This is a genomic window from Geobacter sp. 60473, from assembly GCF_036323535.1.
Lineage (GTDB): Bacteria > Desulfobacterota > Desulfuromonadia > Geobacterales > Geobacteraceae > Geobacter > Geobacter sulfurreducens.
The window spans coordinates 1856131-1882271 of record NZ_AP028967.1 but is presented as its reverse complement, the minus strand read 5'-3'; the positions used below and the strand labels follow the sequence as shown (position 1 = coordinate 1882271).

The 26141-nt window shown below is 62.6% G+C and carries 15 protein-coding genes and 1 riboswitch; of the genes, 8 read left to right on the top strand and 7 right to left on the bottom strand.

Annotation, left to right across the window (positions count from 1 at the left end; genetic code table 11):
* Window position 1: 1 nt before the first annotated feature.
* The 7 genes from AABA48_RS08440 to AABA48_RS08410 all read right to left on the bottom strand — a co-directional run bounded on the left by AABA48_RS08440 (window position 2) and on the right by AABA48_RS08410 (window position 6588).
* Window positions 2–1531, bottom strand: a complete 1530-nt coding sequence (locus AABA48_RS08440) for a glutamate synthase-related protein (protein WP_286350076.1) — start codon at window positions 1529–1531, stop codon at window positions 2–4.
* A 306-nt stretch (window positions 1532–1837) separates the two neighbouring features.
* A complete protein-coding gene (locus AABA48_RS08435; protein ID WP_286350075.1) occupies window positions 1838–2836 on the bottom strand; it encodes a PilZ-like domain-containing protein in 999 nt (332 codons plus the stop codon).
* The gene (locus AABA48_RS08430) at window positions 2833–3036 is read right to left on the bottom strand and encodes a DUF1858 domain-containing protein (RefSeq protein WP_286350074.1); all 204 of its coding nucleotides are present in this window, start codon (window positions 3034–3036) and stop codon (window positions 2833–2835) included. Before AABA48_RS08430 ends, AABA48_RS08435 begins: the two co-directional genes overlap by 4 nt.
* 164 nt (window positions 3037–3200) lie before the next feature.
* Window positions 3201–4400, bottom strand: a complete 1200-nt coding sequence (locus AABA48_RS08425) for a pyridoxal phosphate-dependent aminotransferase (protein ID WP_338271283.1) — start codon at window positions 4398–4400, stop codon at window positions 3201–3203.
* Between the two features lie 41 nt (window positions 4401–4441).
* Window positions 4442–4936, bottom strand: coding sequence for a pantetheine-phosphate adenylyltransferase (gene coaD / locus AABA48_RS08420; protein WP_010941899.1), 495 nt, complete (start codon window positions 4934–4936; stop codon window positions 4442–4444).
* A 6-nt stretch (window positions 4937–4942) separates the two neighbouring features.
* Entirely contained in the window at window positions 4943–5506 is a 564-nt protein-coding gene (gene rsmD / locus AABA48_RS08415; protein ID WP_286350072.1) for a 16S rRNA (guanine(966)-N(2))-methyltransferase RsmD, read from the bottom strand.
* Window positions 5503–6588, bottom strand: coding sequence for a class II fructose-bisphosphate aldolase (locus AABA48_RS08410; protein WP_286350071.1), 1086 nt, complete (start codon window positions 6586–6588; stop codon window positions 5503–5505). Before AABA48_RS08410 ends, rsmD begins: the two co-directional genes overlap by 4 nt.
* Window positions 6589–6744: 156 nt before the next feature.
* Here AABA48_RS08410 and AABA48_RS08405 point away from each other — a divergent pair, with 156 nt between their 5' ends.
* From AABA48_RS08405 to AABA48_RS08370, 8 genes are all read left to right on the top strand, one after another.
* A complete protein-coding gene (locus AABA48_RS08405; protein WP_286350070.1) occupies window positions 6745–7902 on the top strand; it encodes a deoxyguanosinetriphosphate triphosphohydrolase in 1158 nt (385 codons plus the stop codon).
* A gap of 83 nt (window positions 7903–7985) precedes the next feature.
* Window positions 7986–8061, top strand: a riboswitch (cyclic di-GMP riboswitch).
* 89 nt (window positions 8062–8150) lie between these two features.
* Window positions 8151–8717 (top strand): hypothetical protein, encoded by a 567-nt coding sequence (locus AABA48_RS08400; RefSeq protein ID WP_286350069.1) that lies wholly within the window; start codon window positions 8151–8153, stop codon window positions 8715–8717.
* Between the two features lie 331 nt (window positions 8718–9048).
* Entirely contained in the window at window positions 9049–9225 is a 177-nt protein-coding gene (locus tag AABA48_RS08395; protein ID WP_286350068.1) for a hypothetical protein, read from the top strand.
* A gap of 216 nt (window positions 9226–9441) precedes the next feature.
* Window positions 9442–11016, top strand: a complete 1575-nt coding sequence (locus AABA48_RS08390; protein ID WP_286350067.1) for an ATP-binding protein — start codon at window positions 9442–9444, stop codon at window positions 11014–11016.
* Between the two features lie 27 nt (window positions 11017–11043).
* The gene (locus AABA48_RS08385; RefSeq protein ID WP_286350066.1) at window positions 11044–12453 is read left to right on the top strand and encodes a sigma-54-dependent transcriptional regulator; all 1410 of its coding nucleotides are present in this window, start codon (window positions 11044–11046) and stop codon (window positions 12451–12453) included.
* 373 nt (window positions 12454–12826) lie between these two features.
* Entirely contained in the window at window positions 12827–19075 is a 6249-nt protein-coding gene (locus AABA48_RS08380; protein ID WP_286350065.1) for an RCC1 domain-containing protein, read from the top strand.
* A gap of 26 nt (window positions 19076–19101) precedes the next feature.
* Complete coding sequence (locus AABA48_RS08375) at window positions 19102–24060, top strand: copper oxidase (protein WP_286350064.1); 4959 nt, start codon at window positions 19102–19104, stop codon at window positions 24058–24060.
* Window positions 24061–24098: 38 nt separating this feature from the next.
* On the top strand, window positions 24099–26138 hold the full coding sequence (locus AABA48_RS08370; protein ID WP_286350063.1) for a YncE family protein: 2040 nt from the start codon (window positions 24099–24101) through the stop codon (window positions 26136–26138).
* Window positions 26139–26141 lie beyond the last annotated feature (3 nt).

Genomic DNA, 26141 nt, shown 5'->3' with positions numbered 1-26141 from the left:
GCTATTCTCCAGCCGGCATGACGCCGAGAATGTTCATGTCTTTTTCGCTCAGGCCCACGGCCCGCAGCTTGTAGCGGTTGCCACGGAGGGATTCCAGGGCGTTGAGGCCCATGCCGCCGAGGATTTCCTTCATTTCGTGGCCCCAGGCGTGGACAAGGTTCACCAGTCGCTCGGCTCCCAGTTCGGGATTGAGCCGCTTGGCCAGGTAGGGGTTGTTGGTGGTGATGCCCCAGGGGCACTTGCCGGTGTAACAGCGCTGGCACAGGGTGCAGCCCAGGGCCAGCAGGGTGGAAGTCCCCAGGTTGATGGCGTCGGCACCCAGGGCGATGGCCTTGATGGCATCGCCGGAGGAACGGACCCCGCCCCCCACCACGATGGCGACCTGGTTGCGGATCCCTTCGTCGCGCAGCCGGGCGTCCACCGATGCCAGGGCCAGCTCCATGGGAAGTCCCACGTTGTCGCGGATGACCTGGGGAGCCGCGCCGGTCCCTCCCCTGAAACCGTCTATGGTGATGATGTCGGCACCGGCCCGGGCAACGCCGGAGGCAATGGCCGCCACGTGGTGAACCGCTGCGATCTTGACCGACACCGGTTTCTCGTAGTTGGTCGCCTCCTTGAGGGCAAAGATGAGCTGGCGGAGATCCTCAATGGAGTAGATGTCGTGGTGGGGCGCCGGCGAGATGGCGTCGGAACCCACCGGGATCATCCGGGTCTCGGAGATCTGGTCGTTGACCTTCTCCCCGGGCAAGTGGCCGCCGATGCCCGGCTTGGCACCCTGGCCAACCTTGATCTCGATGGCGACGCCGGCGTTCAGGTACTGCTCGCTCACGCCGAAGCGGCCCGAGGCCACCTGGACCATGACATTGGCGCCGTACCGGTAGAGGTCCTTGTGAAGACCCCCTTCACCGGTGTTATAGAGGGTGCCCAGTTCGCTGGCAGCCATGGCCATGGCCCTGTGAGCGTTCAGGTTCAGGGCGCCGTAGCTCATGGCCGAGAAGATGAAGGGGTATTCCATCCTGATCTGAGGGGTAAGTTTCGTGGCGAGCTTCGGCTTGCCGGTCTGTTCGTCGCGGACGATCTCGATGGAGTGGGGCTTCTTGCCCAGATAGGTCCGCAATTCCATGGGTTCCCTGAGTGGGTCGATGGACGGGTTGGTGACCTGGGAGGCGTCCAGCAGCATATGGTCCCAGTAAATGGGGTACTTGGCGGGGTTGCCCATGGCGGCCAGGAGGATGCCACCGGTGTCGGCCTGGGCGTAGAGGTTGCGGATGTGGCCGTTGGACCAGGACTCGTTCCGCTTGAAGGCCTCCTCGTTGGAGCGGATCGTGATGGCGCCCGTGGGACAGAGGGCCGAACAGCGGCGGCACCCGATGCAGAGCGTGTGATCCTCGGTGAGGGTGTCGATGGCCTCGGCGTAAGAATGGACCTCGTAGGCGCACTGGCGGATACAGACCTTGCAGCGGATGCATTTTGCGTCGCTACGGTCGACAATGAACTCGTTGAACGACTCGGTTACGGATTTATAGAGCACCTTGGGACCTCCTGGCTTCGGGCCGCATGCGTTTCAGAGTACACACGTTAATGATGTTTTGCTTTACAGCAAGGAATGTGCCGGTTGTGAAGCTGGTGAGCCTGCGATGTGTTGTTGTTGGTAAATGCTTGAAATTATTGTTGTTTATTGTGGGTGGGGCTGCCGTTCGAAACCTGTTGGCGTATGGGTTGTTGGAGGGTGTTCATGGGTGAGGGCGTGGTGGTGTAGAAAAAGTAATCAGGTGAGTCGCTGGCATGCCTGGCGCGTGCCGGTGTCGTCGTGACCCATGTCGGTCCGGACGGCGCGTTAGCGCCAGGGAACGATGTGGCGGTATTTTCTGATTTCCCGCTCGTATGTCTCCTCAATCTCGCCTTTTTTGCCACTGAGGCGCGAGACGATCAGGACAGCCACGGCAATGACGACGAGTGTGACGACGATGATGCCCACGATGATGCGGCGGATGCGCCTGTGGCGCGAGTATTCGGCGTACTCCAGGTCGGTGACGCTCACGTTCCCCCCGCGCATGATGCGCAGGTGCTCCAACTGGGCCGCTGAAACGAACCCCACCACCATGTCCCGGTCCCGTTCGTCGATGCAGAGAAAGCGGAGCGCCGTGCTGAACAGAGGGGGCTCCCCCGCCTTGTGCCGCAACGCAGCCACATGGACTACCTGGCAGACGACCGGCACTACGCGGAGTTTGCCCAGAGAGAGGAACAACTCCATATCCACCAGCGTATCCACGGGGAGTTCCTCGGAGATCCTGATCCTGATGCCTGATCCGCTGATGTTTGCCGCCAGGGGAGGCGGTTGGGACGATTCCTCCTCCCGTGACGGTTCCTGGGGAGGAGCAGCGGAAGATGCGCCCTGTGCTTCCACCGTCGTTGGGGGGGGGTAGCGGCGAACCCGCCATCGCTGTCGGATTTCATGGTCGGAGAGGCCGCGTGGGACGGAGTAGCGGAGCGGAATATAGGCATCGATCCGATAGTATTCCCGCAATTCGTCGGGAATGACTTCGCCGATCAGGCGTACGGTCAGCCGTGCCTCGCCGTGCTCTTCGACGATTATGGCGCGGCAACAGTAGCCGTACCCTCCCTTGCCGAGCCTGAGATCGAGGATGGTGCCGGTGCGGGCGCTTACGTTCTCGGGCAGGCTGTCCCTGGAGAGCTGCAGTACCAGCAAGTCCCCATCAAAAAGGGTTACGACGCCCCATTCCCTGAACGAAACGTTTTGGGCGCGGGGAAAACGCACCTCGATCCGCTGGTCAAGGTCGAAGTATTTATAGTAGTTGAATAGTTCGTCGCTCATTCCGTGCCGGAGCCGATGTGCTCATTCAACTCCCTGAGCAACTGCTCGATATTGACCTTATGGACCCCCGCTCCATGCTCCAGTTCCTCGTAGTCTGCAATCTGGCATTCATTGCAGTCGAGTCCGTACTTGACGAACACCGTAAGCGTCCGGGGATGTTTCCTGATGATGTCGCCAATGATCATGTCTTTGGTAATCATCACGCCTCCCTTGTCACCTGTCCTCCCGGTACTCATCGGCACCGGGGGGAATCTCTTTAGCCCGCTTCACGTTTGTACAAAAAAAGGCGAGGATGGAACCGTCATCCTCGCCTTTTTCCCAACAATAGCAGGGTTGCGCTCCGACGCAACACCGGTGTGAATCCTTACTTGAGATTGCCTATCGCTTCCTCGATCCGGTCGAGTCCCTTCTTGATGGTCTCCAGGCTCGTGGCGTAGGAGAGGCGGGCGTAGCGGTCATCCCCGAATGCGACGCCGGGAACCAGCGCCACTTTGGCGTCTTCCAGCAGATAAGCGGCAAAGTCGGAAGAGTTTTCGATCTTCTTGCCGGCCGGAGTGGTCTTGCCGTACACGCCGGAGAAGTTGGGGAACGCGTAGAACGCGCCGGTGGACTTGAAACAGGTGACCCCCGGAATGGCATTCAGCCGGTCGACGATGTAGGTCCGGCGCTTTTCGAATTCCTTTACCATCTCGGCCACGGCGTCCTGGGGGCCGTTCAGGGCCTCCACGGAGGCCTTCTGGGCGATGGAGGTGGCATTGGAAGTGGACTGGGACTGCATCTTGGTCATGGCGGCCATGAGCGCCTTGGGGCCGCAGGCGTAGCCGATCCGCCAGCCGGTCATGGAGTAGGCTTTGGAGACGCCATTCACGATGATGGTACGGTCCTTGAGCTCCGGGCAGGCCATGGGGATGTTGCAGAACTCGAGCCCGTCATAGAGGAGCTTCTCGTAGATGTCGTCTGAAACCACATAGACGTGGGGGTGCTTGAGCAGGACCGCGGCCAGCGCCTTCAGCTCATCCTTGGTGTAGGTGGAGCCGGTCGGGTTACAGGGGGAGTTGAGGATGACGTAGACGGTCCGGGGGGTGATGGCTTTTTCCAGTTGCTCGGCCGTAATCTTGAACCCGGTGGATTCGTCGGTCATGATGAACACCGGCGTGCCGCCGGCAAGCACAATCTGGTCCGGGTAGGAGACCCAGTAGGGACCAGGGATGATGACTTCGTCTCCCTCCTGGATCATGGCCTGGGAGATGTTGTAGAGGGTGTGCTTGGCGCCGCAGGCGACGGAGATCTCGTCGCGGGTATACTCCAGCCCGTGATCGCGCTTCATTTTGGCGATGATGGCGTCTTTCAGGTCATCGGCGCCGCCCACCGGCATGTATTTGGTGAAACCTGCGTCGATGGCTTTCTTGCCGGCCTCCTTGATGTTGGCCGGGGTGTCGAAATCGGGCTCGCCGGCACCGAAGCCGACAACGTCGATGCCCTGAGCCTTCAGTGCCTTTGCCTTGGCATCGATGGACAGGGTGGGGGAAGGCTGGATCTTGTTGACGCGGTCTGCAAGTTTCATTGTACCCTCCTTGGGGGTGATGGAAATGTCCGAATGGGACACTAACGATCTGGTCCGGCGAATTTGTCCCTGAGCGCCTGGCGGACCAGCGGCGGCACCAGGCCGTCGATGGGGCCGTTCAGGGAGCTCACCTCCTTCACGATGGAGGAGGAAAGATAGCCGTAGGGAACCGAGGTCATCATGAAGAGGGTCTCCACGTCCTGGGAGATGCTCCGGTTCATCTGGGCGATCTGGAACTCGTACTCGAAATCTGAAATGGCCCGCAGGCCCCGGATAATGACCGTTGCCTTCTGGGAGAGGACGTAATCTATCAGAAGGCCGTCGAAAGTGTCAACCCTGGCCCTGACGTTGTCGGCCAGCACCCGCTGGATCATGTCGACCCGCTCGTCGGTGGTGAACAGGGCCGATTTTGCCGAGTTGCGGGCCACCGCAACGATGACCTGGTCGAATATTCTGAGTGCGCGGTCGATGATGTCCAGGTGACCGTAGGTGATCGGGTCGAATGAGCCCGGGTAGACGGCAATCTTGGTCGGCATGGGCGTTCAGTTCCTTTTCCGGAAGAATGAGAGGGCGGTATCGCCGTAGGTCCGCCGGTCAACCAGGTGGAGCGGTTCCATGAGGTCGGGCAATACCTCGTCCACGGCGGATTCGACGACAATGATCGTCTCTTCTGCGATCAGGGGCGACTCTGCCAGGCGCCCCAGGACCTTGTCAGCCAAGCCGAGCCGGTAGGGCGGGTCGATCACCACGAGCCGGAATGGGGCTCCTTCCCGCTCAAGGGAATCAATGGCGGACAGCGCATCCCTGGCTATGATGCGGGCCCGGTCGCCGAAGCCGAGTTCATCGAGGTTGCGCCGGATCACGGTCACCGATTCCCGGTGGCTGTCCACGAACACCGCTTCGCTGCAACCGCGGCTCAATGCTTCGATTCCCAGGTTCCCGGTCCCGGCGAACAGGTCCAGGACGCGTGCCCCTTCGAATCCCTCCATCCCTGAATGAAGAATGTTGAAGAGAGCCTCCTTGATCCGGTCGGCCGTGGGGCGTACCCTGTTGCCACGGGGGGCGGCCAGGCGGCGGCCCCGGGCGCTTCCGCCTACGACCCTCACCGGTCCTGTCCGATGAGGGAGGCGATGCGCGAGGCGCTACCCCTGGCGTGGAAGGCCAGCAGGAATTCCTTGGCCTCCCGGTAGGCCATGTCGTGGATGAGTCGGGCGTTCGTTTCGGGAATGGCGTCGATGTCAGCCTTGAAGACCCGGGTCGCGAACTTGATGTCCCGACCGTTGTCCTTTGCCCAGCGCCTCATGGCGTCCATCAGGTCCAGGGGAAGCCCGGCATGGGCCACGTTCTGCCAGAGGGTGCCGATATTTCCTTTTCTGATGCCGTAGTCGGCCAGCTTTCCCACGAGCTTGAGGGGGGTGCCGGTGATGCCGTGCTGCACCAAGCCGTCCAGGCCAAAGCGCAGGGCCGTCTGGTGGATCTCGCTGGTTCGCTTGAGGTCAATCCGTACCATCTGGCCGTCCAGGTAGTTTCCCCGCTTGGAGCCGTTGTCGATGGCGAGGAGTTGGGGGTGGACGCCCTGTTCCGCCAGGGCGGAAAGGAATTCCGCTGTTTCGCTCGCAGTGGTCAGATTCGACTCGGTGCCGACGGGGGTCACCTCGCCCAGTTCCACCTCCAGGCCATACCCCCGCTCCATGACGGCCCGGCACAGGTCGACGGTGATGCGGATGTTGTCCGGCAAGGGGTTGAACGAGGCATCAACGGCAAAGGAGGTGTAGCCCGCTTCCAGTTGGGCGGCCATGAGAGCGCGGGCTTCTTCCAGTTCCTGCGATCCGGTGTCCTGGACGGTGGTATGGTCGCCGTGGATGATGAAGGGTTTGGTAAAGCCGCACCGTTCGGCATACTCAACCACGGTCTCGAAGAAAATCGCCGGCGTCTGGCCCGTGTAACCGCCGTCGACGCCACCCTCGGTGCGCGTGAGCTCGAACGCGACCACGGCATCCAGCTCTTCCGCAGCCTGCATGATGCCGGGAATCACATGTTTGATGCGTGTGTTGCAGGCCATGAGGATCGTGTGTTCATTCCTCAGAGCCTTGAAAATATCGCGACCGTTGAGCAGGCATACGAACGATCGGTTGCCGAGTTTTTTCCGGATATGATCCGGCACGTGGTCAAGAAGAGGAGTATTCATATCCATCCGGTCAACGGCTTGTGTATACACAGATAAAATCTTAAAAAGGCTTAAAAATTTAACATGATGCGTAATGTCTAGTCAAGGGATGTTTTTGTTGTTGACACCCATGATACGCCCCATTAGAGTTTTTTCGTTCAAACGGGAGGTGCCCATATGGCCGAAGAAGAGGGGATGCGATCCCTGGAGCGGGCTGATTTGGCCGGTTATGCGGCTCGCAGTTGCCGTTCGCGGGGGCGTATGCACCCGGAAGAGTTCCGTGACGACCGCCCCGCCTTCGAACGGGACCGGGACAGGATCATCCACTGTGCAGCGTTCAGGAGGTTGGAGTACAAGACCCAGGTCTTCGTGAACCATGAGGGGGATTACTACCGCACCCGGTTGACCCATTCACTGGAGGTGGCCCAGATCGGCAAGGCCATCGCCCGTCGGCTCGCCCTGAACGAGGAACTGACCGAGGCTCTGGCCCTGGCCCACGACCTGGGGCACACCCCCTTCGGGCACACGGGCGAGGAGGTGCTGAACCGTCTGATGGAGGGCTTCGGCGGCTTCGAGCACAATCTTCAGTCGTTCAGGGTGGTGGACCAGTTGGAGGAACGGTACCCCGGCTTCAACGGTCTCAACCTTTCCTGGGAAGTGCTGGAGGGGATCATCAAGCATTCATCGCCCTACGACCGGCCGACCGGCCTGATCGAGGAATTCCTGCCCGGCGTGGTGCCGACCATCGAAGCGCAGATCATCAACTTCGCCGATGAGATAGCCTACAACAACCATGATATCGACGACGGCCTCAAGTCGGGTTACATTACGATTGAGCAACTCAACGGGGTTGACCTCTGGCGGGAGGTCTGGGAGAGGATCGACACCGCCCATCCCGACCTGGACCGGGAGCGGAAGAAGTTCCAGACCATAAGCGCGCTGATCGGTCTCCTCATCAGGGACCTGATTACTGCTACCGAGGCGAATCTGCGTGCTTGCGGCGTCTCCACCCTTGACGACGTGCGGCGGGTCAACCGTCCCCTGGTGACCTTCTCGTCCGCCATGGAGGAGCGGAACCGTTCCCTTAAACGGTTCCTGTTTACAAACCTGTACCGGCACCACAAGGTGGAGCGGATGCGGGTCAAGGCGGAGCGCTATTTGACACAGTTGTTCGAGAGTTACGTGAAGCACCCGACGCTACTCCCCCGCAAGTACCAGCAGAAGATGGATATGCTGGGGCGCGAGCGCGTGGTCTGCGACTACATCGCCGGCATGACCGACCGCTTCGCCCTTGATGAGTTCAAGCGTTTGTTCGAGCCTTACGAGCGCGTCTGAGCCTGTCCGGATGTGGATTGGGAGACACGGCGCTTGACGGGAGCGCACTTTCTGGTGCATAGAAGAAGAAAATGCAGTTCGATAGACGATAAGACTAAACCATCCGCGAGGGTGGGGCGGAAAGCCCACGGGTCTCTCTGAGACAGCCGGGATGCCGAAATATCGATACGATGTTTCCGTCCCGTTTTTTGTGCCTGCGTGCTGCCGGTCGGGACGGTAAGACCCCTCTGTTCCGAAAGGAGATCGTCATGAAGAGAGCAGTCCTCGCGTTATCCCTGGCCCTGACGGCCGCACCCTGCTTCGCCGCATCCGATGTCGGTTTCGACGTCAACATCAATGTCGGCAACCGACCCCGGGTGGTGGTCCCGGCACCGCCGCCGGTGGTGGTTCCCGGCCCGCCCGTGGCCATCGCCGAGCCGCCGGTTTTTCTCGTCCCCCGCTCCCTCGGGTTTTACGTGGCCGTGGGTGTTCCCTATGATCTGTTTTATTTCTCCGGGAGCTACTATCTCTCGTCCGGCGACGTGTGGTACCGGTCAAACCACTACAACGGCCCCTGGGGCGTCGTCAAGTACAAGCATCTCCCTCCTGGCCTGCGCAAGCACAAGCTGGATCGGATCCGCTACTACCGTGACGGTGAGTACCGCGTCTACGAGGTGGAGCGCGACCATTACCGGGGCAAGCATTTCAGACCCGGCAAGGAATCGAAGCGGGAGCGCAAGAGGGACCACGAGCGTTGGAAGGAAGAGCGCAGGGGGGACAAGGACGGTCGCTGGGATCACGGCGGCAAGGGCCGGGGGCGGGGGCACGACGACTAGTGGCCTCACGTGCGGCGTTCGGGACCGCAACCGTTCCGGCTCCAGAGCCGTTCTGCCCAGTTGCGCCGCCGGGACACGGCGGCGCGGCATGAGCCGGAATCCCATTGCGGGTAACGTCTACAGAAAAGGGGCCGCATCAGCGGCCCCTTTTTGCGTCAGCCGCAAAAAATGCGACAGGCGAAAAATATGTTACACCTGTTCAGACGCCCAGTGCGAGGGGGATCAGAGTGAAAAGGGAATTGCGCTGTACCCAGGGTAACACTGCATTGCTGGTACCGCATTCCTTTTCACAGGCAAGTCGCGGGACGCGTACGTGAAGATAGGCTGTATAATGAAAGAAATTTTCCCGGTGCCAGATTTCCTGGACCGATTCCGAAACATGGGCGTGGGCTCCGCAGCGGGGACAGCGGAATGTACCCCCATGATAGAAATCAATGATGATATCCATGCGTCGTTCGGTGTCGGCGAAGGTTATGGCCTTGATTTCCCATGGGGCCGTGAGGCCTAATGTTGCCGCGATGAGTGCTGTTTCGGTCATTGGATGGTGTCCCTCGACCCTGATCCGGGAGAGTTTGAACTCGTTTAGTGCTGTTTATGGGCATTTACACAAAATGTGCCATGAAATTCCTGATGGCATGTTTTCTGCTGGATTCGCGGGTTAGGGCAGGCCGGCAGCTGGATGCGAGTCCTTGAACCCTGTCAATTATCGGAGCAGTGAGTTGTCATGACCAATCCCGAGCGGTCCGCACGGCGCGCGGCGCGAAAAATACGTTTCTATGAGTCACCGGTCAGGATCACTATCGCCCTGGGCGGCATTATCTTCGTGGCCGAAGCCGTTGTTATGGTCGTGATGGTGCATGTCCTGCGTTTCCCGGGCAGGGCGCCCTTTGTCGACCTGTTTACCGATTCGCTGATGCTGCTCCTGCTCATCGCCCCGTTTCTCCACCGATTCATCTTCAAACCGATGGCCGCCCAGATCGCCCAGCGGGAAGAGGCCGAGACCCGTCTAAGAAGGTATCAGTCCAACCTGGAATCGCTGGTGGAGGACCGGACTGCCCGACTGACCGAGGCAATCGAGGATCTGGAGCGTGAAATCGTCGAGCGGAAACGGACCGAAGAGGCGCTTCTCAGGAGCGAGGAGCGTTTCCGTCAACTGTTCGAACAGACCGAAGATGCCATTATCCTCTTTCGCCCCGGCGGGTGTCGCATCATCGACGTGAATCCGGTTGCGGAGAGACTCTACGGCTTTTCCAAAAAGGAGTTCTTCGAGCTTGGGCTCGAGTCGTTGATGGGCTCCAGTGATCTCGATACGTTCTGCCGGGCCATCGGCCAGGTCAGGATGGGAGACTCGATCCGGATCGACACCATGACCCACACCCGCAAGGATGGCTCGGAAATCATCGTTTCAGTGCGGGGCAAAATGGTCACGATCCAGCAGGTTGACATGGTCTACTGCACTATCCGCGACATTTCGAAGCGGATTCGCCTTGAGAAGGAAAGCCGGCTGATCCAGGCGAGGCTCATTCATGCCAACAAGATGACCTCCCTGGGGGTGCTCGTGGCCAGTATCGCCCACGAGATCAACAACCCCAACAACTACATCATGGTCAACTCGGAGATTCTGCGACGCTCCTGGAGCGATATCTATCCGATCCTGCGCGACTATTACGACGAGCACGGTGACTTTACCGTCGGCGGCATCCCCTTTTCGGAGATGCGGGAGGCCTTTCCCGAACTGATTACAGGGGTCCACGACGGTGCGCGCAGGATTCGCGATATCGTCAACAATCTCAAGGATTTCGCGCGCAACGAGGCTTCGTCCATCGCGGGCAACGTGGACGTGAACCGGGCCATAACCATGGCGGCGACCATACTGAACCACCAGATACGCAAGCATACGCGGCATTTCCGGCTGGAACTCGCCGAAGATCTCCCGCTTGTCCGGGGGAGCCTCCAGCAGCTCGAACAGGTCATCATCAACCTGATCATGAACGCAATCCAGGCGCTGCCCGCCGAGGAGCGGGGCGTAACGGTCTCGACCAACCGCGATGGGAACGACGGGGGCGTAGTGATCAGGGTCGCGGACCAGGGCCGCGGCATCCCGATCGAGATCTCCGACAGTATTCTGGAGCCGTTTTTTACGACGCGCCTCGACAGCGGCGGAACGGGGCTGGGGCTCGCCATCTGCCATTCGATCGTCCGGGATCATGGCGGGACCCTGGAGTTCACGTCAGTGCCGGGCGAAGGGACTATCTTTACCGTACACCTGCCTGCCGCGGACAATCAGGGGGTGTCATGATATCGTACTTGTCGGGGGAGGTGTCACATGGCAACTGAGACGGCGCAGACCATCGTGCTGGTGGATGACGAGGAAAACATACTCAAGGCATCGCGTCTGATTCTGCTCGGCAACGGCTTCGGCAACGTGGAGACGCTGCAGGACAGCAGGCAGCTGATGCCCCTGCTGGAGCAGGGAGGCGTGGCGGCAGTGGTACTCGACCTGTTCATGCCCCACCTGTCGGGGACCGAGCTTCTCCCCCTGATAGTGGAGCGTTTTCCCCACATCCCGGCCATCGTCATGACCGCCGTCGATGAAACCGAGACCGCCGTCACCTGCATGAAGTCAGGGGCCTTTGACTATCTGGTGAAGCCGGTGGAATCGGGGCGCCTCATCGCCAGCGTGACCAAGGCGCTGGAGATGGGAGCTATGAGCCGTGAGCTGAACTCCCTGAAAGAATGCCTTCTGGACGACCGTCTCGACCATCCCGAGGCCTTCGCGTCCATCGTTACCGACAGCAAGAAGATGCGTGCGGTGTTCCAGTACCTGGAGGTGGTCTCCCGTTCCCGCCAGCCGATTCTGGTCACGGGCGAAACCGGAGTGGGCAAGGAGCTGTTTGCCCGGGCGGTGCACGAACTGAGCGGCGTCAGGGGTGAGTTCGTGGCGGTGAATGTGGCCGGGCTCGACGATGTCATGTTTTCGGACACCCTGTTCGGGCACAAGAAGGGGGCGTTCACCGGTGCCGACCAGGCCCGTGACGGCCTCATCGCGAGGGCGGCCGGCGGCACGCTCTTCCTCGACGAGATCGGAGACCTGAACGAGGCTTCCCAGATCAAGCTGTTGCGGCTGTTGCAGGAAAAGGAATACTATCCGGTCGGGTCCGACATGGCGCGCAAGAGCGAAGCACGGGTAGTCTGCGCAACCAACCGGGATCTCAAGAAGCAGATCGAGAAGGAGGCGTTCCGCAACGACCTCTATTACCGGCTCTGCGCCCACCAGGTCCAGATTCCGCCCCTGCGGGAGCGCCTGGAGGACCTGCCGCTGCTGATCGATCATTTTCTGGGAGAGGCAGCCGCTTCCCTGGGCCGGAAAAAGCCGACACCTCCTCCCGAACTCCTGACGCTGCTCTCGGTCTATCCCTTCCCGGGAAACGTCAGGGAGTTGCAGGCGCTTATCCATGACGCCGTGGCCAGGCACGGTTCTGGGGTCCTTTCTCTCGACAGTTTCAGGAACATCATCGGCGGCGATGCCGCTCAGCTCATCCCGCAGACTGCCGCCACGTCTTCCGATGATCCCCTGTCCGCCATTTTCGGCCGTTTCCCCACGGTGAGGGAGGTGGAAGATTACCTGATGGCTGAGGCCATGAAGCGGGCCAGGGGAAATCAGGGGATCGCCGCAACCATGCTCGGTATCACCCGCCAGACGCTGAACAAGCGCCTCCAGGCGAAAAAAGGGTAACCCGCCACCTTCGCCTATCCCATCAACCGCCCTGCATGACCGCCGTGCCTGGGGCTGGGTGGCAATGGCCTGCCACCTCGGTCCACCGTGTAACGAATTGTTACACCCCTCTCTTAACCCGCTTGAATCAGGGAGCAATTCTCTCCTGGAGACTCTTGCCCGGCTTGAATCCGACCATTGCCGTGACACCCCTTCATTAACCCATCAAACTCGATACCCGACAATAAATGCAGTGATATCTTGTTGTTGCGAAGCTGTGTCGTCTGGCATTGTTTTTGATTTAAGGAGGGCACCAATTCTGTAATCACAAGGGCTGTTCCCGTCATCGGCCGGGAATTGTTCCGCAAGCCACGTTGGGCAGGAGGTTGTCCGGATGAATGTTACTACACTATGGGGTGGATGGTTCAAGGCGCTACTTGCGGCGGTATTCGTCCTGGCCACCCTTGGTGCTCCGGCCACCGGATGGAGCGCCGTACCGCACGTGGCGGCCGGCGGAAACCATGTGCTGACTCTCCGTTCGGACGGGACCCTCCGGGCGGCCGGCTCCAACCAGTTTGGACAATTGGGCGACGGCACGGGCATAAACCGGACGACGCCGGTGCAGGTGCCCGGCACCTGGAAGGCCGTGGCTGCCGGGACCACCCATTCGCTGGGCATCAAGGCCGACGGTTCGCTCTGGGCCTGGGGGTCGAACCTGTTCGGCCAACTGGGACAGCCGCTCGTCAACGGGCAGCTGGCAACGAACAAATTTTCCCCCATCCGCATCGGCACCGGCAATGACTGGGTAGCCGTGTCGGCCGGCGAGTCGACCTCCTTCGGCCTCAAGGGTGACGGTTCGCTCTGGGCCTGGGGGAACAACCTCTTCGGTGAACTCGGGGACGGCACCACGGCGAGCCGGCCTCAACCCGTCCAGGTTCAGGTTGATCCTCTCAGCAACGGCAGATATGTTGCCGTTGCTGCCGGGGGCGAGCATACCCTCGCACTCCAGGCCGACGGTACGCTCTGGGCCTGGGGGGCTAATCTGACGGGACAGTTGGGAACCGGGGGGACGGGGGGCCTGCCGAACCCCACCCCCCTCAAGATCGGTACGGATCGGGACTGGACCGCGGTTGCGGCCGGGGAAAGCCATTCGGTCGCCCTCAAGGCCGACGGATCGCTCTGGACCTGGGGGCAGAACCTGTTCGGCCAGTTGGGCAACGGCGTCGCCCTGCCCGGCGTCAACGTGACGACCCCCGCCCGCGTCGGAACGGGCAGCGATTGGGTCGCCATCGCCTCGGGGGCGTTCCATACCGTCGCCCTTCATCGTAACGGCACGGTCTCGGCCTGGGGCAACAATGCCCAGGGCGCGGTCGGCGACGGCACGGTTGCCAACAGGAGCACACCCACCCTGATCGTTGCTCCGGTCACCTTTATCAATAACATCGCCATAGCCGCCGGCAATGGCGTGTCTTTTTCCGTCCTGGCCAACGGCACCGTGTTCGGCTGGGGCGGCAACGGTGCCGGCCAACTGGGCAACGGCACCTTCGGGGCGGTTACTGCACCCACAGTCCTCTCCGCCGGGGCATCTGCCTGGCTCGGCGTGGAGCCGGGCGGGGCATTCTCGCTGGGCCTTCGCTCCAACGGCACCCTGTGGGCCTGGGGCGGAAACGCGAGCGGTCAGCTGGGTGACGGCACCACAACCCCCTCGGCCATCCCCGTGCCGGTTGTAGGGGGCACCGATAACTGGCGGACCACCGCCACGGGCACGGCCCACACCGTAGCCATCAGGGCCGACGGAACGCTCTGGTCCTGGGGTGACAACGCCAGCGGACAACTCGGGATCGGTTCCACGGTTGCCGCGGCAACGCCGCAGCACATCACGGTGACCAATCCCGCCTCGGCCGGCAATGACTGGGCAGCAGTGGCGGCTGGAGAGGCCCACACAATCGGTCTCAAGGCCGACGGCACGCTCTGGGCCTGGGGGGACAACACCTTCGGGCAGCTGGGGGACGGCACCGGCACATCCAACAGGACAACGCCGGTTCAGATCGTTACCGGCAATCCCGGCAATTTCGACCGGAACTGGGTGGCCGTGGCGGCCGGCGGAGTGTTCTCGCTGGCTCTCCAGGCCGACGGCACCATCTGGACCTGGGGCGATAACAGCCTTCTTCAACTGGGGACCGATCCGGCGGTGCTGGCCCCGGCCACCCAGCGCAACGTGCCGGCCCAACTCGCGGTGGCAAGTCCCCCCTCGACCGCCTTCAACAGCAGCTGGGTCGCCATCGCAGCCGGTCAGGATCACGGCCTCGCCCTGCAGGCCGACGGAACCCTCTGGGCCTGGGGAGCCAACAGTGTCGGGCAGTTGGGCAATGGCGTAACTGCAACCACCTTTACGCCGGTTCAGGTTGTTAATGCTGAGGGCGTTCCCTACGTCTCCCTTGCGGCGGGCACCTCCCACTCCCTTGCCGGCCGGGCGGACGGCACCCTCTGGGCCTGGGGGAACAATACCAGCGGCCAACTCGGCACGGGTCCCCATCCCGGCGACGCCGATCCGCTCAATCCCCAGCCCCACGCCGTTCCGGCCCGGATTCTCACGTCGAATCCCGTGTCTGCGGCCAATGACTGGCTTGTCGCTACGGCGGGCGGGAGCCATTCCGCTGCCCTGAAGAGCAACGGCACGCTGTGGACGTGGGGACAGAACACCTCGGGGCAGCTGGGCAACGGCACCACCACCGAGGCCGATATCCCCACCGCGCTCCTGGAGCCCCGTATCTCCGTGTCGCCCGCCAGTCTGGCGTTCGGCCCGGCCCCCATCGGCATCCCGCCGTCGCCGACCCGTACCCTCACCATCACCAACCTGGGCTCGGCGCCGCTGTCGGCCGCCATCGCCGGCAACAATGCCGCGTTTACCGTCAACCCGGCCGCCTGTAACAATCTGCCGCCCGCCGGCTTCTGCGAAATTACCATAACGTTTGTCCCGGCGCTCCCCGTGGGGGTGAAAAGCGCCACGCTCACCATTACTTCCAATGATCCGGTTACTCCGCTGGTCTCTGTCGGTGCGACCGGGACGGCTGCGAATCCGTTCTTCATTACGGCTTCCGTTGATCCTGCCTCGCCGGTCGGCAGCGGCACCATCTCACCGGCGGGAGTACAGGCGGTCGCCGCCGGGGGAGGGGCCACCTATACGATAACGGCCGCCAGCGGCTACGCCATCGTGGACGTGATCGTGAACGGCGTTTCCCGGGGACCCATCGGCTCGTACACCTTTGTCAATGTCCAGCAGGACCAGTCCATCATCGCCCTGTTCGCCGCATCCGTGACGATCAGCGCTTCCTCTGGGCCAGGAGGGATCATCAGCCCCACCGGCACCGTCAGCCTGCCGCTGGGTGGAAGCCAGAAGTTCACGATCACGCCGAACCCGGGCTATGCCATTGCCGGCGTGAACGTCATCGAGATGGTTGAGCAACTGGATGTGAACGGCAACGGTACCGGCATCTTCAATCCGGTCCCCCGGGCGCTGGGCCCGGTCTCGTCCTTCACGTTCTTTTCGGTGCGCGCCAACGGTTCGAGCATTTCAGCAACATTCGTCCCCCGCGAACTCCATGAGTGGAGCTGGCAGAATCCGAAGCCCCAGGGACAGGCCATCAGTCGCATTGCCACGGACGGCAACGGCACCTACGTGGCAGTGGGCGAATTCGGCACCATCCTCACCTCCACCGACAGTGTCAACTGGACCGTGCGGACTTTCGGCTCGGTCAACCTCAACAGCGTTGCCTATGGCGGCAACCATACCTTCGTGGCCGTGGGCAGCTACGGCAGGATCCTGCTCTCCACCGACGACGGAGCCACCTGGACGGTCCAGAGCTCGGGGGTGACGGCCAGCCTGAGGGGGATCGCCCACAGCGGGACGGTCTTCGCCGCAGTCGGTGTCACGGAAAACAACCCCAATTTCCCCTATGAACCGAGAACCGCCATCCTGACTTCACCGGACGGCGTGACCTGGACGCCGCGTTTCCTGGAGCAGCCGTTCAACGGCACCCTGAATCTGTTCGACGTGGCCTACGGCGGCGGCAGGTTCGTTGCCGTGGGCATGGAAGGGCACGTGGTTATCTCCGAGGACAACGGCGGCAGCTGGGCCGCGCTGCCTCCCGACCCGGTGACGCGCCCCGCGAACCTCAACGGCGTGGTCTTCGGCGCCGGAACGTTCGTGGCTGCGGGAGACTTCGGACAGATCGTCACCTCGACCGACGGCTCCAACTGGGTGAACCGGCCGCAGATGTCGCTGGCCGAGCTGAAAGGGGTCGGCTTCGGCACAATCTCCGATCCCCTCTTCGCGGGCAACCTGCTTCAGGTCTTTACGGTGGTTGGAACCGACGGCGAAATTCTCACATCGGAAGACGCCGGCGCAACCTGGACGTTCCGTACCTCCGGCCTTGCGGCCGGTGGAGCCGGTCCGATGCTCCAGACGGCCATGGTGGGACTCAACAGGGGAGTCACTCCCTTCGTACCCACGGTCATTGTCGCCGGCAGCGAAGGCAACTTGCTCGCATCTTCCGACACGATCGCCTGGACGAATCTGTTCACCACCATCACCCGTTACCCCCTGCGTTCCATTGCCTGGGGCAACGGCACCTTTGTTGCCGTCGGCGACGGGGACCCCGGCACCACGCTGCATCCACCGATTTCCGCGCCTACGGTCCTTACCTCCACCAACACGGGCCTTACCTGGACCAGGCGCTACCTCAGTCCGGGCCACAACATCCGCGGCATCGCCTACGGCAACGGCGTATTTGTCGCCGTTGGCGCCAGCGGCTACGACCTGGACCAGAATGCCGGCCGTCAGGCCATCATTCTGACCTCAAGCGACGGCATCACCTGGACCCCACGGAGTTCCGGCACCTTCCTCAACCTCAATGCCGTCACTTTTGCCAACGGCAGGTTCGTGGCGGTCAGCGACTACAACGCCACCGGCGACGTGGCCGATGAGGGCGCCCTGATTCTGGTCTCCACCAACGGTATCACCTGGAACACGATCAGGAAGATCACCAGCACGGCCGGAAACCTGCGCAGCCTGATCGCCGGGACCAACGGCACCACGCCGGCGCTGGTGGCGGTGGGCGATTTCGGTACGGTCCTGCGATCGATCGACAGCGGACAGAGCTGGACCGAGGTCACCAGCGGCACAATCAACTTTGCCGAACTGAACGGGATTGCATTCAATAACACGTCCAACACCTACGCGGCTATCGGTATCACCAGCGAGGTGTTTACCTCCACCGACAACGGTGCCACCTGGAGCATGAGGTTCCTGCCGGTGGACGATACCCTGCTGGTCAGGATGGAGGGGATTACCTACGCCTACGGCTCGTTCGTGGCAGTGGGCAACGACAACCACATCCTCACTTCGCCCGACGGTGCCAGCTGGACCATCAATATCGGCGCGGAATACATCAACAGCAGCCTCTACGGCGTGGCAGCCGGCAACGGCAGCTACATCGCGGTGGGGAGCGACGGGACGATCCTGCAGTCCAATCGCTTGCTCGACAATCCGCCGATCATCGGTGTGAATCCCACCAGCCTGACGTTCGGCATCACCCCCGAGGGTACCTTGTCCACGGGCCAAGTCATCACCATCAGCAACCTGGGGATCAATGATCTGACCATCGGCGCTCTTGGCTTTGACGGCTCGGACGCAGGCGAGTTCACCATCAGCGAGGATTTCTGCTCTCAGGCCGTCATTCCGGTCACCGGCAGCTGCACCGTTGTCGTCACCTTCGCACCGACCTCGGCGGGCGGCAAGTCCGCCGAACTGAAGATTCCGTCCAACGATCCGGACAGCGACAATGTCGAGGTGCCCGTGAGCGGCACCGCCATCCCCCGCTACCTCCTGACGGTCACCAACGCCGGCAACGGCACCGGCAGCATTGCCGGCAGCCCGGCGGGGATCAGCATTGCGAACGGCGCCGCCGGCGCGAGCAGTTCGGCGTTGTTCGTGGTCGATACGGCAGTGACCCTGACCGCTACCCCTGCAGCAGGGTCCATCTTCGAGGGCTGGTCCGGCGCCGGGGCCGGCGCGTGCAGCGGCACGACCACTCCCTGCACCCTGATCATGTCCCAGGCCCGGAACGTGACGGCCACCTTCACCCGGAAGTTCATCATCACCGCCACGGCCGGCGCCAACGGCAGCATATCCCCGTCGGGGCAGGTGCTGGTGAATCCCGGCGCGAACCAGGCGTTTACCATCACCCCGGCACCGGGCTACGGCGTTCTCAGCGTGCTGGTCAACGGGTTGTCGGTGGGTGCGGTCACGAACCACACCTTTACCGCCGTCAATGCCGATCAGACGATCAGCGCCACCTTCACCGGGGTGCCGCCGGTCAGGCTGACGCTCCAGTCCGGCAACAACGTCTTTTCGACCATCGGCCAGGCGGTTGCCGCGACGCCGGTCAATACGGCCGCGACCATCGATGCCCAGGCAGTCCAGACCGCCGACAACGGTTTGACGTTAAACAGGGGGATCACGCTCACCTTCAGGGGTGGATATGGCGCCGGCTTCTCGGGCGTCGTGGGCATGACCACGGTTACGGGGCCGGTCACCGTGACGACCGGTTCCCTGACCGTATCCAATCTGGTGATCAAATGAGTTTCGAGGCAAGAGGAGAGCAACCCATGCGCACACGGATCAAGCCCGGCCGGATTGCCGGTTTCCTTGCTCAAATGATGCTCCTGCTGGCGCCGACGGTGTCGCTGGCCGAGGTCTGCGCCAACACCATCCAGGCCGACGTGGTCGCCATCGACCAGCAGATCGTCCATAACCGGCTTGGGGCCTTCAACCCCATCTCCATGATCTTCGCCCTGCGTCAGGATGTGGTAAATGCGGCGAACGGCCTGACCGAAGCAGAGGGGGGAATTCTCACCCCGGGCAATGTGCGGCTGCGCGATGACAAGCGGCCGCGTCCCCTCGTCCTCCGGGTGAACGAGGGCGATTGCCTCCGGATCAGTTTCCAGAACCTGCTCGCCCCTGCGCCCCTTGTCCTCCCGCCCGATGCGGCCGGCGAATTCGCCGGTCAACCGGCCACCCGTCACGTGGGCATGGCGATCATGGGGGTATCCTTCGCCGACATGGTCTCCTCAGGTGTCAATGTCGGTAACAATCCGGTGTCCGGCTATGCCGCCCCCGGCGAGACCAAGGTGTATCTCGTCCGGGGCGAGCACGAGGGGGGCTACCATATCAACAGCATCGCCGACAACGTAAGCGGGGAGGGGATTCAGGGCCAGACTTCCTTCGGCTTGTTCGGCGCGCTCAACGTACAAAAGAAGGGGGCGGTCTGGTACCGCAACCAGACCACGAATGCGGAACTGCTCATGGCTACCACCGGCCTTACCCCCAGCGGGCACCCGATCATCGATTACGATGCGGTCTACCCCGTCGGACACCGCTACGCCGGGCAGCCGATCCTGCGCATCCTCGATCCGGTGACCAACAAGATCGTTCATAACGAGGTCAATGCCATCATCACCGGACCCAACGGCGGCGATTTTCCCGCCGGCACCTACCAGCGCAACCCGACTTATCCCGATCGCGACCGGGCGTTCCGGGAGTTCACGGTCATGTTCCACGACGAGGTTGAGACCGTGCAGCCGTTCCCGATCTTCATCGACCCCCAGTTCAAGTTCACCCTCGGCGGCGTCAAGGACGGCTTCATGATCAACTACGGTTCGGCCGCCGTCGGTACCGAGGTGGTGGCCAACCGCTCCGGGGTCGGTCCCACCTGGGACTGCGCCGAATGCAAGTTCGAGGAATTTTTCCTCTCCTCGTGGGCGGTGAGCGACCCGGCCATGCTGGTGGATGTGCCCGCCAACACCACGGACGTGAACGGCAACCTGATCGTGGGACCCAAGGCCACCAAGGCTCTCTATCCCGATGATCCGTCCAATGTCTTCCACGCCTATATCAACGACCGGGCCAAGATCCGCAACCTGCACTTCGGCAAGGAATTCCACGTTTTCCACCTCCATGCCCAGCAGTGGCTCTTCAGCCCGGACGACGACGGCAGCAACTACCTGGACGCCCAGGGAATAGGCCCGGGCGGCTCCTACACCTACGAGATCGCCTACAACTCGGGCAACCGGAACAAGATCGTGGGCGACACCATCTTCCACTGCCACTTCTACCCCCACTTCGCTCAGGGGATGTGGGCGCTGTACCGCCTGCACGACGTGTTCGAGGCCGGGACCCAACTCGATGCCAACGGGCTGCCGATCGCTACCGCCCGTGCCCTTCCGGACGGCGAGATCGCGGCGGGAACCCCGATTCCTGCGGTCGTTCCCATCCCGACCATGCCCATGGCCCCCGTCCCCGGCAAGGTGCGGATCACCCAGGTCCCCGGCTATCCCGGCGGGCAGGTAGTCTACGACGAGCCGGACAAGAACGCCGGCTATCCCTTCAGTCTCGGGATGAAGGCGGGGCACCGCCCGGCTACGCCCCCCCTCGACCTGATCGACGATGGCGGGCTTCCCCGGCACATCGTCCGGGGTACCAACAACCCCCTGAATCCGTCAACGCTCGACCCGGCTATTACCCATCACGAGGAAACCCCCCTGAGCTTTGACAAGGTGCTCGTGGCGGCGGAGGCGGAGCAGCTTCCCGAAAGCGGCACCCGTTGGGAACGGGCCGCTATGGACTTTCACGCGCGGGAATTCCATGCGACGTTCCTGCCCAACGGCTCTCCGGGCCAGTTCGTGACCAACGGGCTGCCGCCGGTTCCCGGCGCGCCCTACAATGACCCGTGCCGCGGCGACAAGGGCGGGGCTGTCGGCGTGCCGAGGACCTACAAGGGTGCCGTTATCCAGTTCGATTTGAAGATGAACAAGGTCGGTCACCACTTCCCCCAATCGCGCATCGTTACCCTCTGGGGCGACGCCCAGGCAACGGTGGACGGCACCCGGCCGCCGGAGCCGTTTTTCATCAGGGCCAACTCCAACGACTGCGTGAATTTCTATCATACCAACCTGGTCCCGAGCGTGTACGAGCAGGACGACTACCAGGTCAAGACCCCCACCGACGTCATCGGTCAGCACATCCACCTGGTGAAGTTCGATGTAACCGCATCCGACGGCTCCGCCAACGGCTTCAATTACGAGGACGGCACCATGAGCCCCGACGAGGTGCGCGAGCGGATCCACGCCTTCAACCTGACCGGTGGACTGATCCAGCCCGACGGAGTGACGAAGGTCGCCCTTGCCGCCAAGCCCCATCCCTATTTCGGCTCGACCTTCAACGGCCGCGACATCACCGGTGCCCGGACCACGGTCCAGCGTTGGTACATCGACAACATCCGCAACAACCGGGGCGAGGACCGGACCTTGGGCAACGTCTTCACCCACGATCACTTTGGTCCGTCCACCCACCAGCAGACCGGCCTCTACGCCAGCCTGCTCACCGAGCCCCAGGGATCCCGCTGGCGCGATCCCCAGACCGGCCAGTTCATGGGCGGGCGCTTTGACGGCGGGCCGACCAGCTGGCGGGCGGACATCATTACCACGAATCCCGCGGAGAGCTACCGGGAGTTCATGGTCCATGTGGCAGACTTCACGCTCGCCTACGAGGACGGCGCCTGTCATACGGTTCCGTGCGTCAACCCGGCCAAGGCGATCAAGCCGCCGGGCATGGAGGAGATCGGCCTGCCGTTCCTGTACCGCAAGCCCCAGATCTGCCCCAACGGAACCCTGCCTCCCTGCCCCGAGGCCATTTCCGCCGAGGATCCGGGAACGTTCCTGGTCAACTACCGCAACGAGCCCGTGGCGGAGCGCGTGCGCCTGCCCGGCACCAACGTCCAGGCTCCGGGGCTTGCCGGCGATCTGGCCTATGCCCTGTCGTCGCGGGTACAGCGCGCCAACCCCCTGCTGAACCAGCAGCCCGCGTTCTATCCGCCGCTCACCCCCAACGTGCTGCCGGGTGACCCGTTCACACCGCTCTTCCAGGTCTACGACAACGACCGGGTCAACGTGCGGATTCAGGCGGGCGCCGACGAGGAGTCGCACACCGCGTCCATTCACGGCGTCAAGTGGCTCCAATCCTACGGGTCACCCAACTCCGGGTTCCGCAACTCGCAGCAATTGGGCATTTCCGAGCAGTTCCAGCTGCGGATGCCGGTGATTCCCGACCGGCTCCAGGTGGGGCAGACGGCGGACTATCTCTATACGCTCAACACGTCCAGCGACGGTTACTGGAGCGGCATTTGGGGGATTATGCGCTCCTACGCCGCCCGGCAGCCGAATCTGCTGCCGCTGCCCAACAACCCCATCGGCACGGTTCCCTTCGCGGCCGCCAACGATGCCTCGTTCAGCGGTCCCTGCCCCACGAGCGCGTTGGTCCGCTCCTACGACGTCACAGCCGTGGCGGCCCGCACTGCTCTGCCCGGCGGCTCGCTGGTCTACAACTCCCGCATCGGACCCCAGGGGATCGGCCCCCTTCAGGACCCCGACGCCGTTCTCTATGTGAGGACAGGGGATCTCAACCCGGACGGCACCCTGAAGGCGGGTGTCCCTGTTGAACCGCTTGTTCTCCGGGCTGCCGCGGGTGAGTGCATCGACGTGACCCTGCGCAACAAGCTGCCGGCCGTGCTGACCGAAACCCCCGGCTATAGTGCGATGCATCCGATCGTGGAGTTCTTCAACTTCAATGAAGTGCGGACCTCCAGTGTCGTGGGGCTCCACCCGCAACTGGTGGAATACGATGTCACCCGGAGCGACGGCACCGTGGTCGGCAACAATCAGGATCAGACCGTGCCGCCTGGCGGGGTGAGGCAGTACCGGTGGTATGCCGGAGATGTGAAGGTGGTCAACAACATGCGCGTTGCAACTCCTATCGAGTTCGGCGCCAGCAGTCTCATTTCAACCGACCTGATCAAGCATGCCTCCCGGGGTGCTCTGGGTGCGCTCATTATCGAGCCGTTAGGCTCCAACTGGATCGAGGACTACCCGACTCCCCACCCGAGTGTTTCCGCCGGCCAGCGGCCGTCCCGTGCCTCGGCCACCGTGATCAGGGCCAACGGAACCACCTTCCGCGAGCAGGTGCTGGTCATACAGGATGATATATCGTTGCGTTTCGGCGACAACACCCCCGTGCCCTTCGTCACCGGCATGGAGGACGCCCTTGACACGGGCATGAAGGCATTCAACTACAGGACCGAGCCGCTCTGGTTCCGGCTCGGGTTCAGCCCCTTGAATCTTCCGTTCCAGAACCAGGCCATCAATTTCGCGAACGTGCTCCACAACAGCACGACGGGAGGCGATCCGGAGACGCCGGTCTTCACCGTCAATGCCGGCGAGGAGACCCGCGTGCGCCTAGTGCAGCCGGCCGGCCACAACCGTCACCATACCTTCGCCCTCTACGGGCATGTGTGGCAGCGCGAGCCCCATACCAACAACTCCACCAGGCTCGGGCTCAACCCGAAATCGTTCTGGCGCGGCAGCCAGGACGTGGTGGGACCCGCGTCCCACTGGGATTTCCTCCTGGACCACGGTGCCGGCGGCGCCTTCCGGGCCAAGGGGGACTACCTCTACCGCGATATGCTGCCCATCCACTTCCTGAACGGGTTGTGGGGTATCATGAGGGTACAGTAGTCAGCGATAGTGACGCATCCGGTCGTGGAGCAGCTTGAATGTCAGCTTTGATTGATACGTGGTTTCTCGGGTACAGGACGGCTGTCGCAGCCGTCCTGTACGTCCTTTTCGCGGTCGTGGCCGGCGGAGCCGTTTCAGCGGCCCGCGCAGCGACCGTCGCCGCCTCTGCCCCGGCACCGGTCACGGTCGGGAGCGGAAAGCAGGTCGTGCGCCAGGGTATCAGCCTTGAGCTCCTGGTGAAACCGACCCATGCCGAGGACGGTCCTTCGGCGGCAGTCGTGGAAGGGGCCTATGCGGATGTCAGCCTGAAGATGACCGATGCCGCCACGGGGCATCCGGTAACGGTCATGCAGCCTCGGGTCTGGATCGACCTGCGCAAGGGTACCGGCGATTTCCGGGAAAAGCAGATGGGGTGCTCCGACAAGGTCCGCACCTATCTCCAGGGGACCCTTTCCTTCAGGCCCGACATCGACCTCAACAGCTATTTCGTCCTTACCCTCAACAACGACGCCTCCATTTCCGTGATCGACCCCATCATCGGGGTTGCCGGCTATTCGCAGCTCTATGCCATGATCCTCCTCAAGCGGCCGGGCGAGGATTGGGTCTTCAGCTTCGACGGCAAACGGCTCTATGTGACCATGCCCAAGGCGGGCGAGGTTGCCGAAATCGACACGGACAGCCTTGCGGTCGTGCGGAACATCCCAGCCGGCGCCATGCCGGTGCGCATGGCCTTTCAACCCGATTCGCGCTACCTGTGGGTGGGCAATGATTCCAGCGACCCAGCCCGGAGCGGCGTCACCGTTATCGATCCCTTTTCGGGAACGCAGGCGGCTTTCATCCAAACCGGCGCCGGCCACCACGAGATCGCCTTTGCCGACGACAGCCGCTATGCCTTTGTCACGAACCAGCAGAGCGGCACCCTCACCATCATCGACATCCAGAGCCTCGCGCCGGTGAAGACCTTGCGGCTGGGCGACGGCCCTGTCAGCGTCGCCTACTCCGCCCTGAGCAAGTGCGCGCACGTGGTATGCGAGGGAGACGGCAACCTCCTGGTCGTGGATGGGCTGAGCCACGAGATTATTAGCCGGAAGACCTTCGAGCCCGGTTTCCGCGAGGTGCGGTTTGCGCCGGGAGACCGGTGGTACTTCACCGTGAACGGCAAAAATGGCCAGATCCTGGTCTTTGACGCGGCGAGTAACGAACTGCTCCATTCGACCGTGGTGGCGGGGCGCCCGGAGCATGTCAGTTTCAGCACGGAATTCGCCTATATCCGGTCCCTCGGCACGGCCGACGTGACGCTGATCCCCCTTGCCGCCCTCGGCAAGGCAGCCACCCTGGCCCCCCTCATCGTGTCCGGCGGCTCCAGGCCGCCTGCCGATTCACCCCTTCTCCCCCCCACGGCGGACCCTATCGTGGCGACGCCGGAGGGGAATTCCGTCCTCATCGCGAGCCCGGGCGACGGCGCGGTGGTCTATTACATGGAGGGAATGGGGGTTCCCATGGGGAGCTTCAAGACCTACGGTCGGCTCCCCCGTGCCGTGAACGTCATCAACCGGCAGTTGCGCCAGAACATGCCCGGCGTATTCAGTTCCCGGGTGAAGATTCCCCTGGCGGGGACCTACGACGTGGCCGTGCTGCTCGATTCACCCCGGATCGTCCAATGTTTCGAGTTCACTGCCGACGCGAATCCGGCGCTGCAGCGCCTGAAAACGGAGCGGCCGGTCGTGGTGGAATTCGTCGGCTCAGCCCTGCGGGTGGAGGCCGGTCAGGAGTCCGTGGTCAGGTTCAGGGTGACCGATCCGGTGACGCACGAGCCCGTGGCCGACCTGCGCGATCTGATCGTGGTGACCTCCCTGGTACCGACCGGAGCCTGGCGCCAGCAACTGGTGTCCCGCCCTGTCGGCAACGGCATCTACGAGGTCACGTTCACGGCGCGCAAAGCAGGAATCTATTCCTTCAATTTCGCGATTCCTTCCCTCAAGGTGAAGCTCTATCAGCTTGCCGGCATGATGCTCCATGCCGTGGAGGCGCCGGCTGAGGCGGATTCCGCCGTCCCTTCCGGTCAGAAAAAGGATTAGATC